The organism is Burkholderia sp. SRS-25, assembly GCF_004343765.1.
Taxonomy (GTDB): Bacteria; Pseudomonadota; Gammaproteobacteria; order Burkholderiales; family Burkholderiaceae; genus Burkholderia; species Burkholderia contaminans.
In genome coordinates this window covers 131,491-148,795 of sequence record NZ_PTXM01000011.1, presented here as the reverse complement: position 1 = coordinate 148,795, position 17,305 = coordinate 131,491, and the positions used below count along the sequence as shown (strand labels likewise).

The window sequence follows — 17,305 nt, the reverse complement described above, 5'->3', positions numbered from 1 at the left end:
CGTTTCGATCGAAGGCCGGCCGTGCGAGGCGGGGGCGCCTGCGCCCCCTGCGATCAGAACGCGTGCAGCGGCAGGTTCACGACCAGGCGGTACTCGGTGTTCGTCGCGTCCGAGTAGTGTGCCGAACCGGCGTGCCACATTGCGATGAACGTGACCTTCGTGTCCTTCAGCTTGCCGCTCTGGAACGTGTACGACGGGATGAAGCCGAACTCGTGGTGACGGCCCTGCACCGGTGCGCCGTTGCTCCAGTAGATGCTCGACTTGCTCGGGTCGTTCGCCGCGCCCGCGCTGCCGTCCGCACCCCAGCCCGTCACACCCCAGACCATCGCCTTGAAGCCCGGCAGGCCCGCTTCCTTGCCGTAGAACGTGTAACGCAGCTGCAGCGACTTTTCGTGCGGCGCGTTGTAGTCGACGTCCATCGAGTTGGTCAGGAAGATGCCGTTCGTTTCGTTCAGGTAGTCGAAGAACTGGTCGCCGAGCACCTGCTGGAAGCCGAGCAGCAGCTCGTGCGGGCCGTGCTGCGCGGCCAGCGACAGGCTGTATGCGTTGTTGTTGATCTTGCCTTGCAGCGCATCGCCCGTGTCGTGCGTCGAATAGACGTTGCCGAAGCCCGTCCACTTGATCGTCTGCGGGCTGCCGATGCTGTGCTTCACCGACGCGTAGTACTGGTGCCACACGTCGTCGGCCTGGTTCGCGTACAGCGCGATTTCGCCGTTCGGCGAGTAGTCCCACGTGCCGCCGACGTACGACAGGCGATTGATGCGCGTGCCGCCGTATTGCGTCGTCAGGTTGGTGAGCGTCGTATGGCCGCGCGCGTCGGTCTTCGTGAAGCTGCCGGCCTCGAGCATCACGTTCTTGAATTCATTGCTGACGAGCGTCGCACCGAGAAACGTCGGCGGCAGCGCACGGTTGTCGTGCTGCTCCATGAACGGGTTGTCGACGGCCTGCAGACCGTACTTGACCACCGTGTTCGAGATGCGCGCCTTCACGTCGTAGATGCCGGGATAGGCCCACGCGAGCTGGTTGCCGCCACCGCCGCCCTTCGCGATGTGCACCATGCTGCCGGCGCCCTGGCCGCCGTCGAGCTTCAGCGCCGCATACAGCGATGCGTCGAAACCGATACCGATCAGGCCCGTCGTATAGCCCGACTCGAAGTTCGCCATCGCGCCCTGGACCCACGCGTGGCGATGCGGCCCGCCCTTCGCGTCGAGCACGTCCGCATAGTTGCGGAACAGAAAGTTGAGATGGCTGTCGGCAATGAACCCCTTCGACTGCGACTGCGCCGACGGCTCGTCGGGCGGCGTGACGGCCTGGTTCGCTTCGGCGTTGATGACGGCGTTCGGGGTCGCTGCCTGCGCAACGGTCGCGCCCGGTGCGGCCTGTGCGATCGTCAGCGGTGCGGGGGCCGCGTCGTCGGCGTGCGCGACGCCCGTCAGCGAGACACCGGCGAGTGCCGGCAGCCCCCAGGCAAGCAGCATTTTCGATGCCGTCCCGATCGTCTTCTGTTTTTTCATCGTAATTCTCGTCTTGTGTTGATATCGTCCACGCCGGTTGCGATCCGCTCCCGGCCCCCCGGCGCGCCCGATCAAGGACGCGCCTGTACCCGCGGCGCGAAGATCGTTCGCGCCGCACCTACCCCTGTTGACCTGCCTTGGTTATGTTTGCTGCGTCACTTCAGCTCACGCCACACCCGCGCGGATGCACGCGACACGCGCGGCCGACCCCTGCCGAACTTCCGGCAGCGGCACGTCCTGCGCGCACGCTTCGATCGCGACCGGGCAGCGCGTGCGGAACGCGCAGCCGGACGGCGGGTTGAGCGGCGAGGGCATCTCGCCCGCCAGCAGCATCGGACGGCGAGCACGCTCGCGCGCCGGCTCCGGCGTCGGCGCCGCGTCGAGCAGCGCCTTCGTGTACGGGTGCTGCGGCACGCCGTACACGTCATGCCGCGTGCCGAACTCCATCACGCGGCCGAGATACATCACGAGCACACGCTGGCTGATTGCCTTCACCACCGCCAGGTCGTGCGCAACGAACAGATAGGACAACGACAGTTCGCGTTGAAGGTCGCGCAGCAGGTTCACGATCTGCGCCTGGATCGACACGTCGAGCGCCGATACGGGTTCGTCGCAGATCACGAGCTTCGGCTCGGCGATCAGTGCGCGTGCGATGCCCACGCGCTGGCACTGCCCGCCGGAAAATTCGTGCGGATAACGCAGCAGGTGATGCGCGTTCAGGCCGACGCGCTCGAGCATCGTGACCACGCGGCGGCGCACCTCGGTGCGGCCGAGGCCGGCCTGGTGCGTGACGAGCGGCTCCGCGACGACCTGTTCGATCGTCATGCGTGGATCGAGCGACGCGAGCGGATCCTGGAAGATCATCTGCACTTCGCGCCGCATCGTGGTGCCGCGCAGGTGATCGGGCGCCACGGCTTCGCCGCGCCATTTCACCGTGCCGGCCGTCATCGGCACGAGGCCGATCAGCGCACGCGCGAGCGTCGACTTCCCGCAGCCCGATTCGCCGACGAGCCCGACCGTCTCGCCGCGCTTCACGTCGAACGACACGCCGTCGACGGCGCGCAGCGTCCCCTTCGGCGACCACGGATAGCCGCCGAGCGGCACGCGGAAATGCACTTTCAGGCCGTCGACGGACAGCAGCGTGTCGTCCGTCGCGCCGGCATTCTGGCGTTCATCGACGCTCATCGCAGACCTCCCGTCAGATCGGCCACGGGACGGTGGCACGCGCGCACCGCGCCCGCGGCGCCATAGGTTTCGAGCGCGGGGCGCGCCGTGCCACAGCGTTCTTCCGCATACGTGCAGCGCTTCGCGAACGCGCAGCCGGCCGGCGCGGTGCCGGGCATCGGGGGATTGCCGGGAATCGCGACGAGCGGCGCATCGTACGCGTCGGTCAGGCGCGGCAGCGCGTTGAGCAGGCCGATCGTGTACGGATGCGACGGGGCCGCGAAGATCGATTCGGCCGGCGCGTATTCGACGGTGCGGCCCGCATACATGACCATCACGTCGTCCGCGAGGCCGGCGACCACGCCCATGTCGTGCGTGATCAGCACGATCGCGGTGCCACGCTCGCGGTTCAGCTCGCGCAGCAGGTCGATGATCTGTGCCTGCACGGTCACGTCGAGCGCGGTGGTCGGCTCGTCGGCGATCAGGACTTCCGGCTCGGACAAGAGCGCCATCGCGATCATCACGCGCTGGCGCATGCCGCCCGAGAACTCGTGCGGATACATGCGGATGCGGCGTGCCGCGTCGGGGATGCGGACCGATTCGAGCGCCTCGATCGCGCGCTTCGTGGCTTCCTTGCGCGACAGCTTGCGATGCAGCTGCAGCGTCTCGGTCATCTGCCGCTCGATCGTCAGGAACGGATTGAGCGACGTCATCGGATCCTGGAAGATCATCGCGATCCGGTCGCCGCGCACCTTGTTCAGCGCCCGCGCATCCATCTCGAGCAGGTTGTCGCCGCGATAGCGCGCGGCGCCCGTCGTCGTGCCATTGCCGGCCAGCAGGCCGAGCAGCGCCATCACGGTCTGGCTCTTGCCCGAGCCCGATTCGCCGACGATGCCGAGCGTCTTGCCGGCTTCGAGCGAGAACGACACGCCGCTCACGGCGTCGACCGGCGGCGCGTCCTTGCGCGTGAAGCGCACGCCGAGGTTATCGACTTCAAGTAGTGCAGCCATTTCAGCGATCCTTCGGGTCGAGCGCGTCACGCAGGCCATCGCCGACGAAGTTCACGCAGTAAAGCGTCACGCACAGCATGACGGCCGGGGCCAGCAGCAGCCACGGCATCGATTCCAGTTTCTGCGCGCCGTCCTGGATCAGCACGCCCCAGCTCGTCATCGGTTCCTGCACGCCGAGGCCGAGGAACGACAGCACCGATTCGGTCAGCACGATGCCCGGCACCGAGACCGTCGCGTACACGACGACCACGCCGAGCAGGTTCGGCACGACGTGGCGCAGCACGATCGACGTCGGCGACACGCCGATCGCACGTGCCGCATCGACGAACTCGCGATTGCGCAGCGACAGCGTCTGGCCGCGCACGACACGCGCCATGTCGATCCACGAGAACGCGCTGATGGTCAGCACGACCAGCATGAACGAGCGGCCGAACAGGGTCATCATCAGGATCGCGATCAGCAGGTACGGGATCGCGTACATCATGTCGACGACGCGCATCATCACGGAGTCGACGCGGCCGCCCGCGAAGCCGGCGGTGGCACCCCATGCGACGCCGAACAGGCCCGACACGAGCGTGCCGAGCAGGCCGACCTCGATCGACACGCGGCCGCCGATCAGCGTGCGCACGAGCAGGTCGCGGCCGAGCTCGTCGGTGCCGAACCAGTGCTGGTTCGCCCAGGTCGGCGGCAGGCTGATGGAGCCCCAGTCGCTCGCGGCGGGGTCGGCCGCGAGCAGCCACGGGCCGACGAAACAGGCGAGCGTGATCAGCGCGAGCAGCGCGAGGCTGAACAGCGCCGCGCGGTTGTGAAGGAAGCGCGCGAACGCGAGCTCGAGCGGCGAGCGCGAACGCGGCGGCGAATCGGTCTGCACGGGCAGGCCGACGACGGGAGTGGTCGGAGTCATCGCTGTGCCTCGCTCAATAACGGATGCGCGGATCGAGCCACGCGTACGCGAGGTCGACCAGCAGGTTGAACAGCACCGCGAAGACGGTCGTCAGCACGACGAGGCCGAGCACCAGCGTGTAATCGCGGTTGATCGCGCCGTTCACGACGAGCTGCCCGAGGCCCGGCAGCGCGAACACCGATTCGGTGACGACGGCCGCCGTGATCGACGTGATGCAGACCGTGCCGAACAGCGACACGACCGGCATCAGTGCGGGTTTGAGCGCATGGCGCAGCACGATCGTCGAGCCCGGCAGGCCCTTCGCGCGCGCGGTGCGAATGTAGTTGCTCGACAGCGTCTCGATCATCGAGCCGCGCATCACGCGTGCGAGCAGCGACATGTTGATGAAGGTCAGCAGCACGATCGGCAGCAGCCGGTACTGCCAGCCGCCGTCACCCCAGCCGCCCGCCGGCAGCCAGCCGTTGCCGGACGACGTCTTCAGCAGGATCGCGAAGATCCATACGAGCACGGGGCCGAGCACGAACGGCGGGATGACGTTGCCGAAGTTGCCGATCAGCATCACGAAGCGGTCGATGAAGCTGTCGCGGCGCACGGCCGCGACGGTGCCGAGCAGCACGCCGCACACGATCGAGATCGGGATCGACACGCCGCCCACGCCGAGGCTCACGGGCAGCGCCTTCTTCACGAGATCGTTCACCGACCAGTCGACGTAGCGGAACGACGGGCCGAGATCGCCGTGCAGCAGCGCGTTCAGGTACAGCAGGTACTGCTTCCACAGCGGCTCGTCGAGGTGGTACTTCGCGTTCAGGTTCGCGAGCGTGGCGGCAGACAGCTGCTTCTCCGTATCGAACGGGCCGCCGGGCGTGAAATGCAGGAGCAGGTAGCAGACGGTGACGACCGCGAGGATCGTCGGCACCGCCCACAACGTGCGCCTCAATGCGTAGGCCAGCATGATCGCTCCGGGCTCAGTGCTTGATCAGGTACATGTCCTGCGAAGCACGCATGTCGATCACGTTCTTCAGCGAATAGCCGCCCACGTACGACTTCACGAGACGGTCGGCCGAATACTGGAACAGCGGCACCATCGGCGTGTCGTTCAGCGCCGTGTCGTGTGCCTGCGTGAGCAGCGCGGCGCGCGCCTGGTCGTCGAGCTTCTGGTTGCCTTCGTCGACGAGCGCGTCGACCTGCTTGTTGCAGTAGCCGACGGTGTTCTGCGCGCTGCCGCAGCGGATCAGGTCGAAGAAGGTCATCGCGTCGTTGTAGTCGGCGAACCAGCCGTCGCGCGCGATCTGCACCTTGCCGTCATGCCGCTGCTTCATCAGCACCTTGAATTCGACGTTCTCGAGCTTCGTGTTGATGCCGAGCTTCGTGCGCCACTCCGATGCGGTGAACAGCGCGACCTTCTTGTGCAGGTCGTTGGTGTTGTACGTGAGCGTGAACGAAAGCGGCTTCGCGTCCGAGTAACCGGCCTGCTTGAGCAGGTCCTTCGCGGCCGCGATGCGCTTGGCCATCGGCCACGACGCCCATTCCGGCGTGAACGGTTGCTGCACGCCCTTCGTGCCGTTCGGCATCAGGCCGTACATCGGCTTCTCGCCGGCCTGCGTGAGCTTCGACGTGAGCACGTCGCGATCGATCACCATCGACAGCGCCTGGCGCACGCGCTTGTCCTTCAGCGCCGCGTCGCTGTTGTTCAGGTAGTAGTAGTACGTCGCGAGCTGCAGGCCCTGGCGAAGCTCGCCGCCGAACTGCTTGCTGACCTGCTGGAAGATGCCCGACGGGATCGAGTAGCTGTAATCGATCTGGCCGGCCTGGTACATGCGCATCGCGGTTTCGTCGCTTTCGATCGGCAGGTACGTGACCTTGTTGATCACGACCTTCGACGCGTTCCAGTACTTCGCGTCCTTCGTCGCCACGATGCGGTTGTTCGGCTGCCAGTCGACGAGTTGATATGCGCCGTTGCTGACGATGTTGCCCGGGCGCGTCCATGCATCGCCGAACTTCGCGACCACGTCCTTGTTCACCGGCACGAGCGGCGCCATCGCGGTCAGCTCGGGGAAGAACGCGACGGGCACGTCGGTCGTCACTTCGAGCGTGTACGGATCGACCGCGCGCACGGCGAGCGTCGACGGCGCGGCCTTGCCCGCGATGATGTCCTTCGAATTCTTGATGAACTCGACGAGGATCGTGTATTTCGAGCCCGTCTTCGGATCGACGAGGCGCTGCCACGAATAGACGAAATCGGCGGCCGTCACCGGCTGGCCGTTGCTCCACTTCGCGTCACGGCGAAGCTTGAAGATCCATGTCGTCGGCGTCTTGCGCTCCCACGACAGCGCGACACCCGGCACGATCTGGCCGGCGGCATCGATGCGGGCCAGCCCTTCGAACAGGTCGAGGCCGATCGTGTTGCCGGTCCACGATTCGATGTGCGCGGGGTCGAGCGACTCGACTTCGGCGGGCACCTGTCGCGTCAGGTCCTGTTGGGGCGCGAGCGCGACGTTCGACGGAACGGTAACGGCGTGGGCGGCAGGCGTCAGGGCGAGCGCGGCCAGCACGGCCGACATGGCATGCAAGGATTTCATCGTGGCAGTCTTGAGAAGGGTTGTTCGGTGAGCGTCGCGCGGCGGATGCCGCGGCTTACGCGTGAGACGCTGACGGGTGCAGCGATTGAGGAGGCCCGTGATTCTCGTATAGCATTTTAGTATTCCTTACGTTTCTTTCGACAGGTATTCCGTCTTCGAAACGAAGGAATACCTGTGCGTTAGAACAGCCTCGGCGTACCGACCCAGACCACCACTGACTCGATCTTCGCGGTGTTGACCCAGCTGTGCGGGACCGTCGACTGATAGTGCGAGCTGTCGCCGGCCTGCAGGACGAACGTCTTGCCTTCCAGCGTCAGCGACACTTCCCCTTCAATCACATACAGGAACTCCTCTCCTGCATGTGTCGTCACCTCGGACCGCTTCTGCCCCGGCGGCATCCTCACGAGGATCGCCTCCAGCTGGCGCCCTTCGGATACGTTCGTCAGCCTCGCGAACAGGTTCGCGGAATCGGCAAACCCGAAGAAGCGCAACTGCTCGCCTCGGCAAACCGAGCGCTCCTCGCTCGGCGTATCCACAAAGTACTGCACCGTCACGCCTAGCGCGTGCGCGATGCCGGCCAACGATGTCAGCGACGGCGACGCGAGCCCGCGTTCGACTTGAGACAGAAACGGCTTCGAAATCCCCGCGGCGGTAGCGGTGTCGTCGAGCGTGCGCTTGAGTCGTTGGCGCAACGCGCGAATCTTGCTGCCCAGAGCGGCAGCGTCTGCGGACCGCGAGTTTTCAGTGGGGGGAACCATAGCAGGCCGAAAAGTGATCGTCAAAAAATGTTTGATGGAAAATAACTAAGTTAGAACGATATAGCTTAGTCTTCGGGTTCGCACCCGTCTTCGGTGTCAAGCCCGGTGCACTAAACGGGACACGAAGCGAGCGAAACGACGCGCTATCTTGCCAGACTCGCCGGCTTCACAGGCAAGCTGCAAGCGGCTCTCCGGGAATCTTCGGAGAGCCGGCACGAAAACTTACAAATAGATGATGAGACGAATGTTCCTGAAAGCTACTGCCACATTAGGAGTTTCCCTAGGTGGCAGGTACGTGACGCACCGGACCGGTAGCCGCTACCATGCGCGCGCCGGTCGGGGCCCGTCGCCGCCACACCAGGCGGAGTCAGACCCCGGCCCGGGCTAACCGCCCGACTGTTCCATCGCCAGCACGAAGCCTACCCGGCCCCATTGTGCACCGGCGCCAGTTCGACCCCAAAAAGACGACGCGCGATCCGTGCCGTCCGTTTCAAACGAGATTGATGATGCAACCACCAGTTTCACAAACCCGATCGTTCACGACGGTCTTCCTCATCGAAATGTGGGAGCGCTTCGGCTACTACGGCATGGCCGCGCTCCTGGTCCTCTTCATGGTCGACCGGCTCGGTTTCACCGACAGCCATGCGAACCTGACCTGGGGTGCGTTCACCGCACTCGTCTATGCGGCGCCATCGATCGGCGGCTGGATCGGCGACAAGGTGCTCGGCGCCCGTCGCACGATGATCATCGGCGCGTCCGTGCTGTGCGCCGGCTACCTGATGCTGTCGGTACCGAACGATCACCTGACGTACATGTACGCATCGCTCGGCGTGATCGTCGTCGGCAACGGCCTGTTCAAGGCCAATGCGGCCAACCTCGTGCGCCGCATCTATGAAGGCGACGACGCGCGCATCGACAGCGCGTTCACGATCTACTACATGGCGGTCAACATCGGCTCGACGGTGTCGATGCTCGCGACGCCGTGGATCAAGGATCACTGGGGCTGGCACACCGCGTTCGCGGTCTGCTGTGGCGGCATGCTGCTCGCGATCCTCAACTTCATGCTGATGCATCGCACGCTCGCACACGTCGGCTCGCTGCCGGACGACCAGCCGATCCGCTGGAAGCGCCTCGGCGCGGTCGCGCTGGGCGGTGTCGGGCTCGCGCTGATCACGCTGTACGTGCTGCAGCACAAGCAGCTCGCCGTCGCCAGCGTGTGGACGGCCGCGTTCGCGATCCTCGCGATCTTCGCGTACATGATCGCGAAGTCGGAGCGCTCGGAGCGCGCGGGCCTGATCGCGGCGCTCGTGCTGATCGGCCAGGTGATCCTGTTCTTCATCTTCTACGTGCAGATGTCGACGTCGCTGACGCTGTTCGCGCTGCGCAACGTCGATCCGCGCTTCATGCTGTTCGGTACGACGCTGTTCACGTGGAGCGCCGCGCAGTTCCAGGCGCTGAACCCGATCTGGATCATGCTGCTGAGCCCGGTGCTCGTGTGGGTCTACAACGCCGTCGCGAAGGGCGGCCGTGACCTGCCGGTCGCCGCGAAGTACGCGCTCGGCTTCGGCGCAGTGGCCGCAGGCTACCTGGTGTTCACGATCAGCGGCCGCTACGCGGTCGACGGCCGTGTGTCGTCGTGGTTCATGGTGTGGGGCTACGGCCTCTACTCGCTCGGCGAACTGCTGGTGAGCGGCCTCGGCCTCGCGATGATCGCCCGCTACGTGCCGGCGCGCATGAGCGGCTTCATGATGGGTGCGTACTTCGTCGCAACGGGCGTGTCGCAGTATCTGGGCAGCGTCGTCGCGAACTTCGCGCAGATGCCGTCGCACGATCTGCCGGCCACCGAATCGCTGCCGCTCTACCTGTCGCTGTTCGAGAAGCTCGGCTGGCTCGCCGCGATCGGCATGCTGCTCGCGCTGCTGCTGCTGCCGCTGATGAACCGCCTGTCGCGCCAGCACCAGCGTTGTGCGGAAGAACGCCGCGAAGAAGCGCTGCAGGCGCAGGGCGCCGCCACCGCGCAGTAAGTAATATCCCTCGGCGTGCGGCGTGCACGCCACATTCTCCCGCCAGGCACGCGAACGCGTCCTACACTGGATGCAGGAAACGCATCCGCTTCGCGCGATGCGCACTGGCGGGAGAAGACGATGAAAAGCAAGGCAACGCGGCTGTTGAGGATACTGTCGGACATCCGGCACGCTCAGCGCTGCACCGCGATACGGGCCGCGCGCGCCGCGGCCGAAGCCGACGCTGTACTCGCGGAACGCGACGATCCGGCGCCCGACGAAAGCGACGACGCCGAATCCGACGACGCCACCGCCGCTCCCCGCTCCCGTATCGGCTCACCTCACTGACGCCGCGCAGCACGCTCCGTGCCGCACGCACTGCGTCCCGCGCCGCTCACGCGGCCGCGCCGCGCCACCGCGCGATCCACGTTCCCGAACCGGCCACGGCCATCATCAGCCCGAGCGCGCACGCGTCTGCCGCGAGGCCTACGCCGACATGCCGCAGATCCGCGCTGCGCACGACCGGATGCAGCAGCGAATCGATGACGAGCGAGATCGCCGCGCCCGCGACGAAGCAGATCAGCCCGCGCTGGCCCACGGCCACGACGGGCCGCACACCCTGCGCGATCCGTGCGATCCAGCCGAAGCGCACGCAGTCGGCCATCAGCCACGCAACGGCCGCGAAGCTCACGACACGCGGCAGCGCGAGATCACGCTTGAACACGCCTTCCGGCAGCGGCAGCCCCGAGAACAGCTTGTAGCTCGCGCAGCCGAGCACGACCGCGCACGCGAGCCCGGTCGCGGCGGCCCCCCAGCGCCCGAGCGCAATGCGCCGGTAGAACGGCTGGCAGCGCGCAAGCAAGCCGGCGACGAACATCAGTTGCCACGCGAACGGATTGAAACTCCAGCGGAATCCGTCGGTATCCAGCAGCTCGGGGCCGAGCCAGCCGGCCGTCAGCCATGACGCGATGCTCAGCGCGACGAGCAGCCACGGGTGCCGCCGCGCGAACGGCACGAGCACCGGCGACGCAAGCGCGAACAGCACGTACATCGGCAGCACCGACGCGAGATACGGCTGGCGCTGGAAGGTCAGCAGCTCGGCTGCGCCCGTGAGCGGCGACGCGAGCATCACGCTGACGTCGTCGAGCGCGAGGTTCGGCGCATCGATCCCGAGGTGGTCGAGCACGGCCGACACGACGAGCATCAGCGTCGAGGTCGCGAGAAACGCGCGGTAGATCTGCATCGCGCGGCGCACGAAGCGCTTTTGCGCGGCGCGCGCGCCGTGCCGCTCGGCAATCGCGCCATAGGCGCTCGCGGTCGCGAAGCCGCCGAGAAAGACGAAGACCTCGGCCGCATCGCACAGCGCGAACGCGTGCAGCGTGACGCGCGACAGCACGCTCGCGCCGATGTGATCGACGACGATCATCAACAGCACGATGCCGCGGAAGAAATCGACTTCGACCAGGCGGCCGCTGCGCGACGGTGAAAACGTAGCGGAAGGCGGCGTGCTCAACGACATGAGCACACCTGCACGACGGCGGTGCGGCACGCACCGGAAGATGGATCGGGGAGAAGAAGGCGAGCGCGATCGGCGGCGATGCGCGTATGCCCGCATCGCGCCAACCCGGCCGGCCAGGCACGGAGATGACCGTTCATTGAAAGGCCGCATACGTAGGGAAGTCGGTAAGGCCAGTCTAATGGCCGATCCGGGGAGACCCTAAGTAACAAAGTGCAACCGAATCTTCTGTTCGATTACACGCGCGAGCCTTGTCGCGCAAAGCGGGCAGCGTCGCCAGACTCGCGTCAGCGCGACGCCAGTTTGCGGTCAGCATCGACGCGTTCGACCGCTGCGACGTGGTCGTTTTGCGATGCACGACCCGGCACGCGACATGCAGCGGCCGCATCGCGATCGACGTTTATCCGCGCGCGGGCAGGCGCCGCATCAGCATCGCGCTGTGCCACGCGGTCAGTGCAACGGCGACCCAGATCGGCGCGTACGTCGCGAGCTTCGCCACGCTCAGCGTCTCGCCGAGCAGCAACAGCGACACCGCCACGAGCAGCACGGGTTCGACGTAGCCGAGAATCCCGAACAGCGCCATCGGCAGCATCCGGCTCGCCTTCAGGTAGCTCGCGAGCGCGAGCGTGCTGAGCACGCCGAGGCCCGGCAGCAGCGCGGCCCACAGCACCGGACGGTCGGCCACCTGCGTCAGGCTCGTCGCGACCATCGCGAACGCGACCGGGCACAGCAGCGCGATCTCGACCGCGAACGCGGCGAGCGAATCTGCATTGATCCGCCGGCGCAGCACGAAATACGGCGGATAGCCGAGCGCGACGACGAGCGTCGGCCACGCGAACGCGCGCGTCGCCCACACTTCGTGTGCGACGCCGAGCGCGGCGCACGCGACCGCCGCCCATTGCAGCGGATCGAGCCGCTCGTGATAGTAGAAGCGGCCGACGAGCACCATCGTCAGCGGCAGCAGGAAATAGCCGAGCGACACTTCGAGCATGCGGCCGTGCAGCGGCGCCCACAGGAACAGCCACAACTGCGCGCCGAGCAGCCCGGCGCTCACGGGCAGCGCAATCAGCAGGCGCCAGTCGCGCACGCTGCGCCGAACGAGGTCGACGAGCGCCGGCCAGCGGCCGCGCAACGCGATCAGCGCAACCGCGCCCGGTGCGGTCCACAATACGCGCCACGCGAAGATGTCGAGCCCCGTGAGCGGCGCGAGCAGTTTCGCGTAGGCGGACATCAGCGCGAACAGCGTCGATGCCATCACCGACAACATGAGGCCGCGCCCGGCCTCCGGATACCCCGTCATGATCGTTCCGCGCCGCTTACTGCTGCTGGAAACGCTCGAAGCGCTTCTCGGTCCGGCGTTCCTCGAACGTCACCTCGGTCACGTGCGCGGCCGGCGGCCCGTGGCGCAGCCACGCGAGCATCCGGTCGATCTGCGCGCCGGGGCCCTGGATCATCGCCTCGACGGTGCCGTCCTCGAGATTCGCGACCCAGCCGCGCAGCTTCAGCGCATGCGCCTCGCGCACCGTCGCATGACGGAAGCCGACGCCCTGCACGACGCCGCGCACCCGCACGTAGTAGGTCTCGATCCGTTCGTCCAGTTCATTGCGGCTCATCGCGTCGCCCTCCCGTTGCATTCAAGCCCGGCATTGTAGTCGCGTCGGCCGCTTCGCACACGGGCCGGAGCCCGTTCGCCCCCGTCACGGCCCGGCGTCGCCGCACGCGCCGACCACGTACAATCTCGCCGATGCTCAACCGCCGCGCCGCCCGCGCGCGGCCCCGAAGGAAACGCATGACTGATACCTCCCGCGATCTCGTTCTCGTCACCGGCGCATCCGGCTTCGTCGGCTCGGCCGTCGCGCGCATTGCGCAGCAGAAAGGCTATGCGGTGCGCGTGCTCGTGCGCCCGACCAGCCCGCGCACGAACGTGGCGGATCTCGACGCCGAGATCGTCACCGGCGACATGCGCGACGAGGCGTCGATGCGCGCCGCGCTGCGCGGCGTGCGCTACCTGCTGCACGTGGCAGCCGACTACCGGCTGTGGGCAACCGATCCCGACGAGATCGAGCGCGCGAACCTCGAAGGGGCGGTCGCGACGATGCGCGCGGCGCGTGCGGAGGGCGTCGAGCGGATCGTCTACACGAGCAGCGTCGCGACGCTGAAGGTGACGAGCGCCGGCGACCCGTCCGACGAAAACCGGCCGCTCACGGCCGAGCAGGCGATCGGCGTGTACAAGCGCAGCAAGGTGCTCGCGGAACGCGCGGTCGAGCGGATGATCGCCGACGAAGGGCTGCCGGCCGTGATCGTCAATCCGTCGACGCCGATCGGCCCGCGCGACGTGAAGCCGACGCCGACCGGCCGCATCATCGTCGAAGCCGCGCTGGGCAAGATTCCCGCGTTCGTCGACACGGGGCTGAACCTCGTGCACGTGGACGACGTCGCGCACGGCCACTTCCTCGCGCTCGAGCGCGGCCGGATCGGCGAGCGCTACATCCTCGGCGGCGAGAACCTGCCGCTGCAGCAGATGCTCGCCGACATCGCGCAGATGACGGGCCGCAAGGCGCCGACGATCGCGCTGCCGCGCTGGCCGCTCTACCCGCTCGCGGTCGGTGCGGAAGCGGTCGCGAAGTTCACGAAGAAGGAGCCGTTCGTCACCGTGGACGGGCTGCGGATGTCGAAGAACAAGATGTATTTCTCGTCCGCGAAGGCCGAGCGCGAGCTCGGCTACCGGGCGCGCCCGTACCGTGAAGGGCTGCGCGATGCGCTCGACTGGTTCGGCTCCGCGGGCTACCTGAAGTAACACAAAGCGGCGTGCGTCACGCCGCTTTGCGCACTTTGTTACACGTCCCGCGCGGCCCGCTACCGGCGCAGCGGTTAAAATCGCGGGTCTTACGCAGAGAAGACACGCATGAACCTGAACGATCAGATCGCTTCGCTCACCATGGGCGTCGATCAGCTCCTCCACGATCACCATGCCGCGCAGCAGGCGGCACGCAGCGCGGAAGCCTTCGCACGCGCCGCGGCAGCGGAGGCCAGGGCCGCGGCAGAGCGGCACGCCGCCGCGGAAGCCGAAGCGCTAGCCGCCGCACAACGCCACACGGCAGCAGCAGCCGATGCCGAGGCTGCGCAGCAGCGCCACGCCAGCGCGACCGCCGCGGCCGAAGCCGCCGCCCTGCGCCATACCGATGCCACCGCGCAAGCCGAAGCCGCGTCGCAGCGCCATGCGGAAGCCACCGCGCTGACCGAAGCGCTCGCGCAACGTCATGCGGATGCCGAAGCAGCGTCGCAGCGCCACGCGGCAGCGATCGCCGAAGCCGAGGCCGCCGCGCAGCGTCATCACGCGGCAGCCACCGAAGCCGAAGCGGCCGCGCAGCGCCATGCAGCCGCGACCGCCGAAGCCGAGGCCGCCGCGAAGCGGCACGCGGAAGCGACCGCCGAAGCCGAAGCGGCCACGCAGCGTCACGCAGCCGCCATCGCCGAAGCCGAAGCCGCCGCTCAACGCCACACGGCTGCAATCGCCGAAGCCGAAGCGCTCGCGCAGCAGCACATGCAGGCGATCGCGGAAACGCAGGCCGCCGCGCAGCGCCATGCCGAGGCGACCGCCGAGGCCGAAGCCGTCACGCAACGCCATACCGAAGCGATCGCGCAGGCCGAGGCGGCCGCGCAGCGCCACGCCGATGCCGCCGCGCAGGCGGAGGCCGTCACGCAGCGTCATGCCGAGGCGATCGCACAAGCTGAAGCGGCTGCGCAGCACCACGCGAAGGCCATCGCCGACGCCGAGGCGCTGGTCGAGGCCGTCGTCAAGGAAGCCGCGACGAGCGCAGTCGCCGCCACGGCAGTTGCAGCCGAAGTCGTCGAACCTGCGCCGGCCGGTACACCGGCGGCGGAGCCGGCCGTGATCGCGCCCGCGCCGGCTGCGGCCGAAACGGCGGATTCGACGGCCGATGCCGAAACGGCCGTCGTCACGACCGCGCAAGCCGAAGCACCGGTTGAAGTCGAAGCCGACGTCGCCACCACCCCGGCCCCGTCCGACAAAGCGACGCTGCACGTGTCGCGCCCGACGCAGAACGAACTCACGCTGACCATCAACGGCGAATCGATCACGCTGCATCCGGAGCAACTGGGCCAGCTGATCGAGGAACTCGCGCATGCGCGCGCGTCGATGCAGCCCGAGCCGCCGCCCGGCATCCCGGCCGGCTGGCGCTTCGTGACGACGAAGAACCCGATGATGGCCGTGCAGAAACAGTCGAATGGCGACCGCCTGCTGGTGGCCCGCCACACGGGCTACGGCTGGGTGCCGTTCACGTTCTCGCCGGACGTCGTGGTCCAGATGTACATGATGCTGACGCAGCGCTGAGCGCCGGCACGCCGCACCGCCGAACAAGCACCGCCCAAAACGAAACAGCCCGACCGGTTTCCACCGATCGGGCTGTTTGCTTTCCGGCTGCCGGGAGGCACGCCTCCCGGGCAAGTCTCAGCGCTCCACCGGCGCCTGCACGCGCGCCTTCCACTGGCCGCCCTTGCCGCGCCAGTAACGCCACGCGGACGCGAACGTCGCGCCGACGTAGAACAGCGCGACGAGCGGCAGCGCCGGCGCCCACAGCGGCGAGCGCCGGTAGTAGCGCAGCATCGGCGCATACGCGGCGCACATCGACGCCCATGCGAGCCACGCCGGCCACGCGCGCGCGCCGTACGCGAGCGCCGCCGCGGGCGGCACGAGATAGATGATCGTCATCCCGAGCAGCGTGCCGGCCAGCAGCAGCGGCGAATAGTGCAGCTGCGTGAACGCGGTGCGCGCGATCATGTTCCAGATGTCGCGCCAGCTGTCGTACGGGCGCAACGACACGCTGCGGTCGGCCAGGTCGAGCCGGATCGGATGGCGGCCCTCGCCGCGATGCTTGATCTGCGCGGCGAGACTGCAGTCGTCGATCAGCGCGCCGCGGATCGACTCGATGCCGCCCGCTTCCTCGAGCGCCGTGCGCTTGACGAGCATGCAGCCGCCCGCGGCGCCGGCCGTCCGGTTGCGCGGGTTGTTGATCCACGAGAACGGGTAGAGCTTCGCGAAGAAGAACACGAACGCCGGAATCAGCGCCTTTTCCCAGAACGAATCGCAGCGCAGCCGCACCATCAGCGACACGAGATCGCGGTTCTCGGCCTGCGCGCGCGTGACGAGCTGCGCGACGGCATCGGGCGGATGGCCGATGTCGGCATCCGTCAGCAGCAGGTAGTCGGCCGGCAGGCCGAGCGCCTGCACCGCGGCGATCCCCTGCGACTGCGCCCACACCTTGCCCGACCAGCCGGCCGGCAGCGGCTTCGCGGCCAGCACCGTCAGCCGGTCGGCGCGGTTGATCGCGAGCGCGGCCGCGCGGGCCGCGTCGGCGGTGCCGTCGTCGCTGTGGTCATCGACGATGATCAGATGAAATTCTCCCGGGTAATCCTGCTCGAGCAGCGAAGTCGCCGCCCGGGCGATTACGTCGGCCTCGTTGCGCGCCGGCACGACCGCGACGACGGCCGGCCAGCCGGCTTCGGCCGCGGCGCCGCGCGCCTCGGGCGGCAGCGGCCGCGCGGGCACCGCGCGCCAGAAACCGCCGCGCGCGACGAGCAGCACGATCCAGATCATCAGCGACAGGCCGGACACCAGGAATGCAAGAACCAGCATCATCGGTGCGCCTCCCGTCGGGCGCCGGCAACGGCAAAATCAATAGGGGTCGGGAACAAAACGCCCGAAACCGCACGGGCGGCCGGGCAATACGCGTAAGAATCGACGGTCATCGAATGGCCTTGAAATGAGCGCGACGCCGGGCAGCCGGAGCGGCTGCCCGCGAAACCGCGTAGTTTACTGGGTTACGCGCGCGCCAGC

Annotated in this window: 15 protein-coding genes; 4 read left to right on the top strand and 11 right to left on the bottom strand. The window is 67.6% G+C overall.

Annotated elements, in window-relative coordinates:
- Nucleotides 1-53: 53 nt before the first annotated feature.
- The 7 genes from C5O79_RS17245 to C5O79_RS17215 all read right to left on the bottom strand — a co-directional run bounded on the left by C5O79_RS17245 (nt 54) and on the right by C5O79_RS17215 (nt 7,929).
- Complete coding sequence (locus C5O79_RS17245) at nt 54-1,514, bottom strand: OprD family porin (protein WP_046548731.1); 1,461 nt, start codon at nt 1,512-1,514, stop codon at nt 54-56.
- Nucleotides 1,515-1,679: 165 nt separating this feature from the next.
- On the bottom strand, nt 1,680-2,699 hold the full coding sequence (locus C5O79_RS17240; protein ID WP_165935643.1) for an oligopeptide/dipeptide ABC transporter ATP-binding protein: 1,020 nt from the start codon (nt 2,697-2,699) through the stop codon (nt 1,680-1,682).
- Entirely contained in the window at nt 2,696-3,688 is a 993-nt protein-coding gene (locus C5O79_RS17235; protein ID WP_046548732.1) for an ABC transporter ATP-binding protein, read from the bottom strand. The genes C5O79_RS17240 and C5O79_RS17235 overlap by 4 nt, the downstream gene beginning before the upstream one ends.
- Before the next feature lies 1 nt (nt 3,689).
- The gene (locus tag C5O79_RS17230; RefSeq protein WP_046548733.1) at nt 3,690-4,592 is read right to left on the bottom strand and encodes an ABC transporter permease subunit; all 903 of its coding nucleotides are present in this window, start codon (nt 4,590-4,592) and stop codon (nt 3,690-3,692) included.
- Between the two features lie 13 nt (nt 4,593-4,605).
- Nucleotides 4,606-5,544 (bottom strand): ABC transporter permease subunit, encoded by a 939-nt coding sequence (locus C5O79_RS17225; RefSeq protein WP_039349576.1) that lies wholly within the window; start codon nt 5,542-5,544, stop codon nt 4,606-4,608.
- A gap of 13 nt (nt 5,545-5,557) precedes the next feature.
- The gene (locus tag C5O79_RS17220; protein ID WP_131931507.1) at nt 5,558-7,171 is read right to left on the bottom strand and encodes a peptide ABC transporter substrate-binding protein; all 1,614 of its coding nucleotides are present in this window, start codon (nt 7,169-7,171) and stop codon (nt 5,558-5,560) included.
- Between the two features lie 179 nt (nt 7,172-7,350).
- Nucleotides 7,351-7,929, bottom strand: coding sequence for a cupin domain-containing protein (locus C5O79_RS17215; protein WP_039349569.1), 579 nt, complete (start codon nt 7,927-7,929; stop codon nt 7,351-7,353).
- Nucleotides 7,930-8,432: 503 nt separating this feature from the next.
- On the opposite strand from C5O79_RS17215, the gene C5O79_RS17205 reads away from it, so the two are divergent.
- Nucleotides 8,433-9,953 carry an oligopeptide:H+ symporter gene (locus C5O79_RS17205; RefSeq protein ID WP_047851351.1) on the top strand — a complete coding sequence of 507 codons (1,521 nt, stop codon included), beginning with the start codon at nt 8,433-8,435 and terminating at the stop codon, nt 9,951-9,953.
- A gap of 120 nt (nt 9,954-10,073) precedes the next feature.
- The gene (locus C5O79_RS17200) at nt 10,074-10,280 is read left to right on the top strand and encodes a hypothetical protein (protein ID WP_046548736.1); all 207 of its coding nucleotides are present in this window, start codon (nt 10,074-10,076) and stop codon (nt 10,278-10,280) included.
- A 46-nt stretch (nt 10,281-10,326) separates the two neighbouring features.
- Here the strand turns inward: C5O79_RS17200 and C5O79_RS17195 are convergent, their stop codons facing one another.
- The 3 genes from C5O79_RS17195 to C5O79_RS17185 form a co-directional block, all read right to left on the bottom strand.
- On the bottom strand, nt 10,327-11,451 hold the full coding sequence (locus tag C5O79_RS17195; protein WP_131931505.1) for an OpgC domain-containing protein: 1,125 nt from the start codon (nt 11,449-11,451) through the stop codon (nt 10,327-10,329).
- A 397-nt stretch (nt 11,452-11,848) separates the two neighbouring features.
- Nucleotides 11,849-12,748, bottom strand: a complete 900-nt coding sequence (gene rarD, locus C5O79_RS17190) for an EamA family transporter RarD (protein WP_046548738.1) — start codon at nt 12,746-12,748, stop codon at nt 11,849-11,851.
- A gap of 16 nt (nt 12,749-12,764) precedes the next feature.
- A complete protein-coding gene (locus tag C5O79_RS17185) occupies nt 12,765-13,061 on the bottom strand; it encodes an acylphosphatase (RefSeq protein WP_039349555.1) in 297 nt (98 codons plus the stop codon).
- A gap of 176 nt (nt 13,062-13,237) precedes the next feature.
- On the opposite strand from C5O79_RS17185, the gene hpnA reads away from it, so the two are divergent.
- Nucleotides 13,238-14,245 carry a hopanoid-associated sugar epimerase gene (gene hpnA / locus C5O79_RS17175; RefSeq protein WP_131931503.1) on the top strand — a complete coding sequence of 336 codons (1,008 nt, stop codon included), beginning with the start codon at nt 13,238-13,240 and terminating at the stop codon, nt 14,243-14,245.
- A 108-nt stretch (nt 14,246-14,353) separates the two neighbouring features.
- On the top strand, nt 14,354-15,802 hold the full coding sequence (locus C5O79_RS17170) for a phage tail protein (protein ID WP_122477110.1): 1,449 nt from the start codon (nt 14,354-14,356) through the stop codon (nt 15,800-15,802).
- Between the two features lie 117 nt (nt 15,803-15,919).
- Here the strand turns inward: C5O79_RS17170 and C5O79_RS17165 are convergent, their stop codons facing one another.
- On the bottom strand, nt 15,920-17,107 hold the full coding sequence (locus C5O79_RS17165) for a glycosyltransferase (protein ID WP_047851355.1): 1,188 nt from the start codon (nt 17,105-17,107) through the stop codon (nt 15,920-15,922).
- Nucleotides 17,108-17,305: the final 198 nt, after the last annotated feature.

Excerpts from the sequence above, each read along its gene's own strand:
- C5O79_RS17205 (WP_047851351.1), top strand. The coding sequence starts at position 8,433 with ATGATGCAACCACCAGTTTCACAAACCCGATCGTTCACGACGGTCTTC.
- C5O79_RS17195 (WP_131931505.1), bottom strand. The coding sequence starts at position 11,451 with ATGTCGTTGAGCACGCCGCCTTCCGCTACGTTTTCACCGTCGCGCAGC.
- C5O79_RS17165 (WP_047851355.1), bottom strand. The coding sequence starts at position 17,107 with ATGATGCTGGTTCTTGCATTCCTGGTGTCCGGCCTGTCGCTGATGATC.
- C5O79_RS17220 (WP_131931507.1), bottom strand. The coding sequence starts at position 7,171 with ATGAAATCCTTGCATGCCATGTCGGCCGTGCTGGCCGCGCTCGCCCTG.
- C5O79_RS17230 (WP_046548733.1), bottom strand. The coding sequence starts at position 4,592 with ATGACTCCGACCACTCCCGTCGTCGGCCTGCCCGTGCAGACCGATTCG.
- C5O79_RS17215 (WP_039349569.1), bottom strand. The coding sequence starts at position 7,929 with ATGGTTCCCCCCACTGAAAACTCGCGGTCCGCAGACGCTGCCGCTCTG.
- rarD (WP_046548738.1), bottom strand. The coding sequence starts at position 12,748 with ATGACGGGGTATCCGGAGGCCGGGCGCGGCCTCATGTTGTCGGTGATG.
- C5O79_RS17185 (WP_039349555.1), bottom strand. The coding sequence starts at position 13,061 with ATGAGCCGCAATGAACTGGACGAACGGATCGAGACCTACTACGTGCGG.
- hpnA (WP_131931503.1), top strand. The coding sequence starts at position 13,238 with ATGACTGATACCTCCCGCGATCTCGTTCTCGTCACCGGCGCATCCGGC.
- C5O79_RS17240 (WP_165935643.1), bottom strand. The coding sequence starts at position 2,699 with ATGAGCGTCGATGAACGCCAGAATGCCGGCGCGACGGACGACACGCTG.
- C5O79_RS17245 (WP_046548731.1), bottom strand. The coding sequence starts at position 1,514 with ATGAAAAAACAGAAGACGATCGGGACGGCATCGAAAATGCTGCTTGCC.
- C5O79_RS17225 (WP_039349576.1), bottom strand. The coding sequence starts at position 5,544 with ATGCTGGCCTACGCATTGAGGCGCACGTTGTGGGCGGTGCCGACGATC.
- C5O79_RS17235 (WP_046548732.1), bottom strand. The coding sequence starts at position 3,688 with ATGGCTGCACTACTTGAAGTCGATAACCTCGGCGTGCGCTTCACGCGC.
- C5O79_RS17170 (WP_122477110.1), top strand. The coding sequence starts at position 14,354 with ATGAACCTGAACGATCAGATCGCTTCGCTCACCATGGGCGTCGATCAG.
- C5O79_RS17200 (WP_046548736.1), top strand. The coding sequence starts at position 10,074 with ATGAAAAGCAAGGCAACGCGGCTGTTGAGGATACTGTCGGACATCCGG.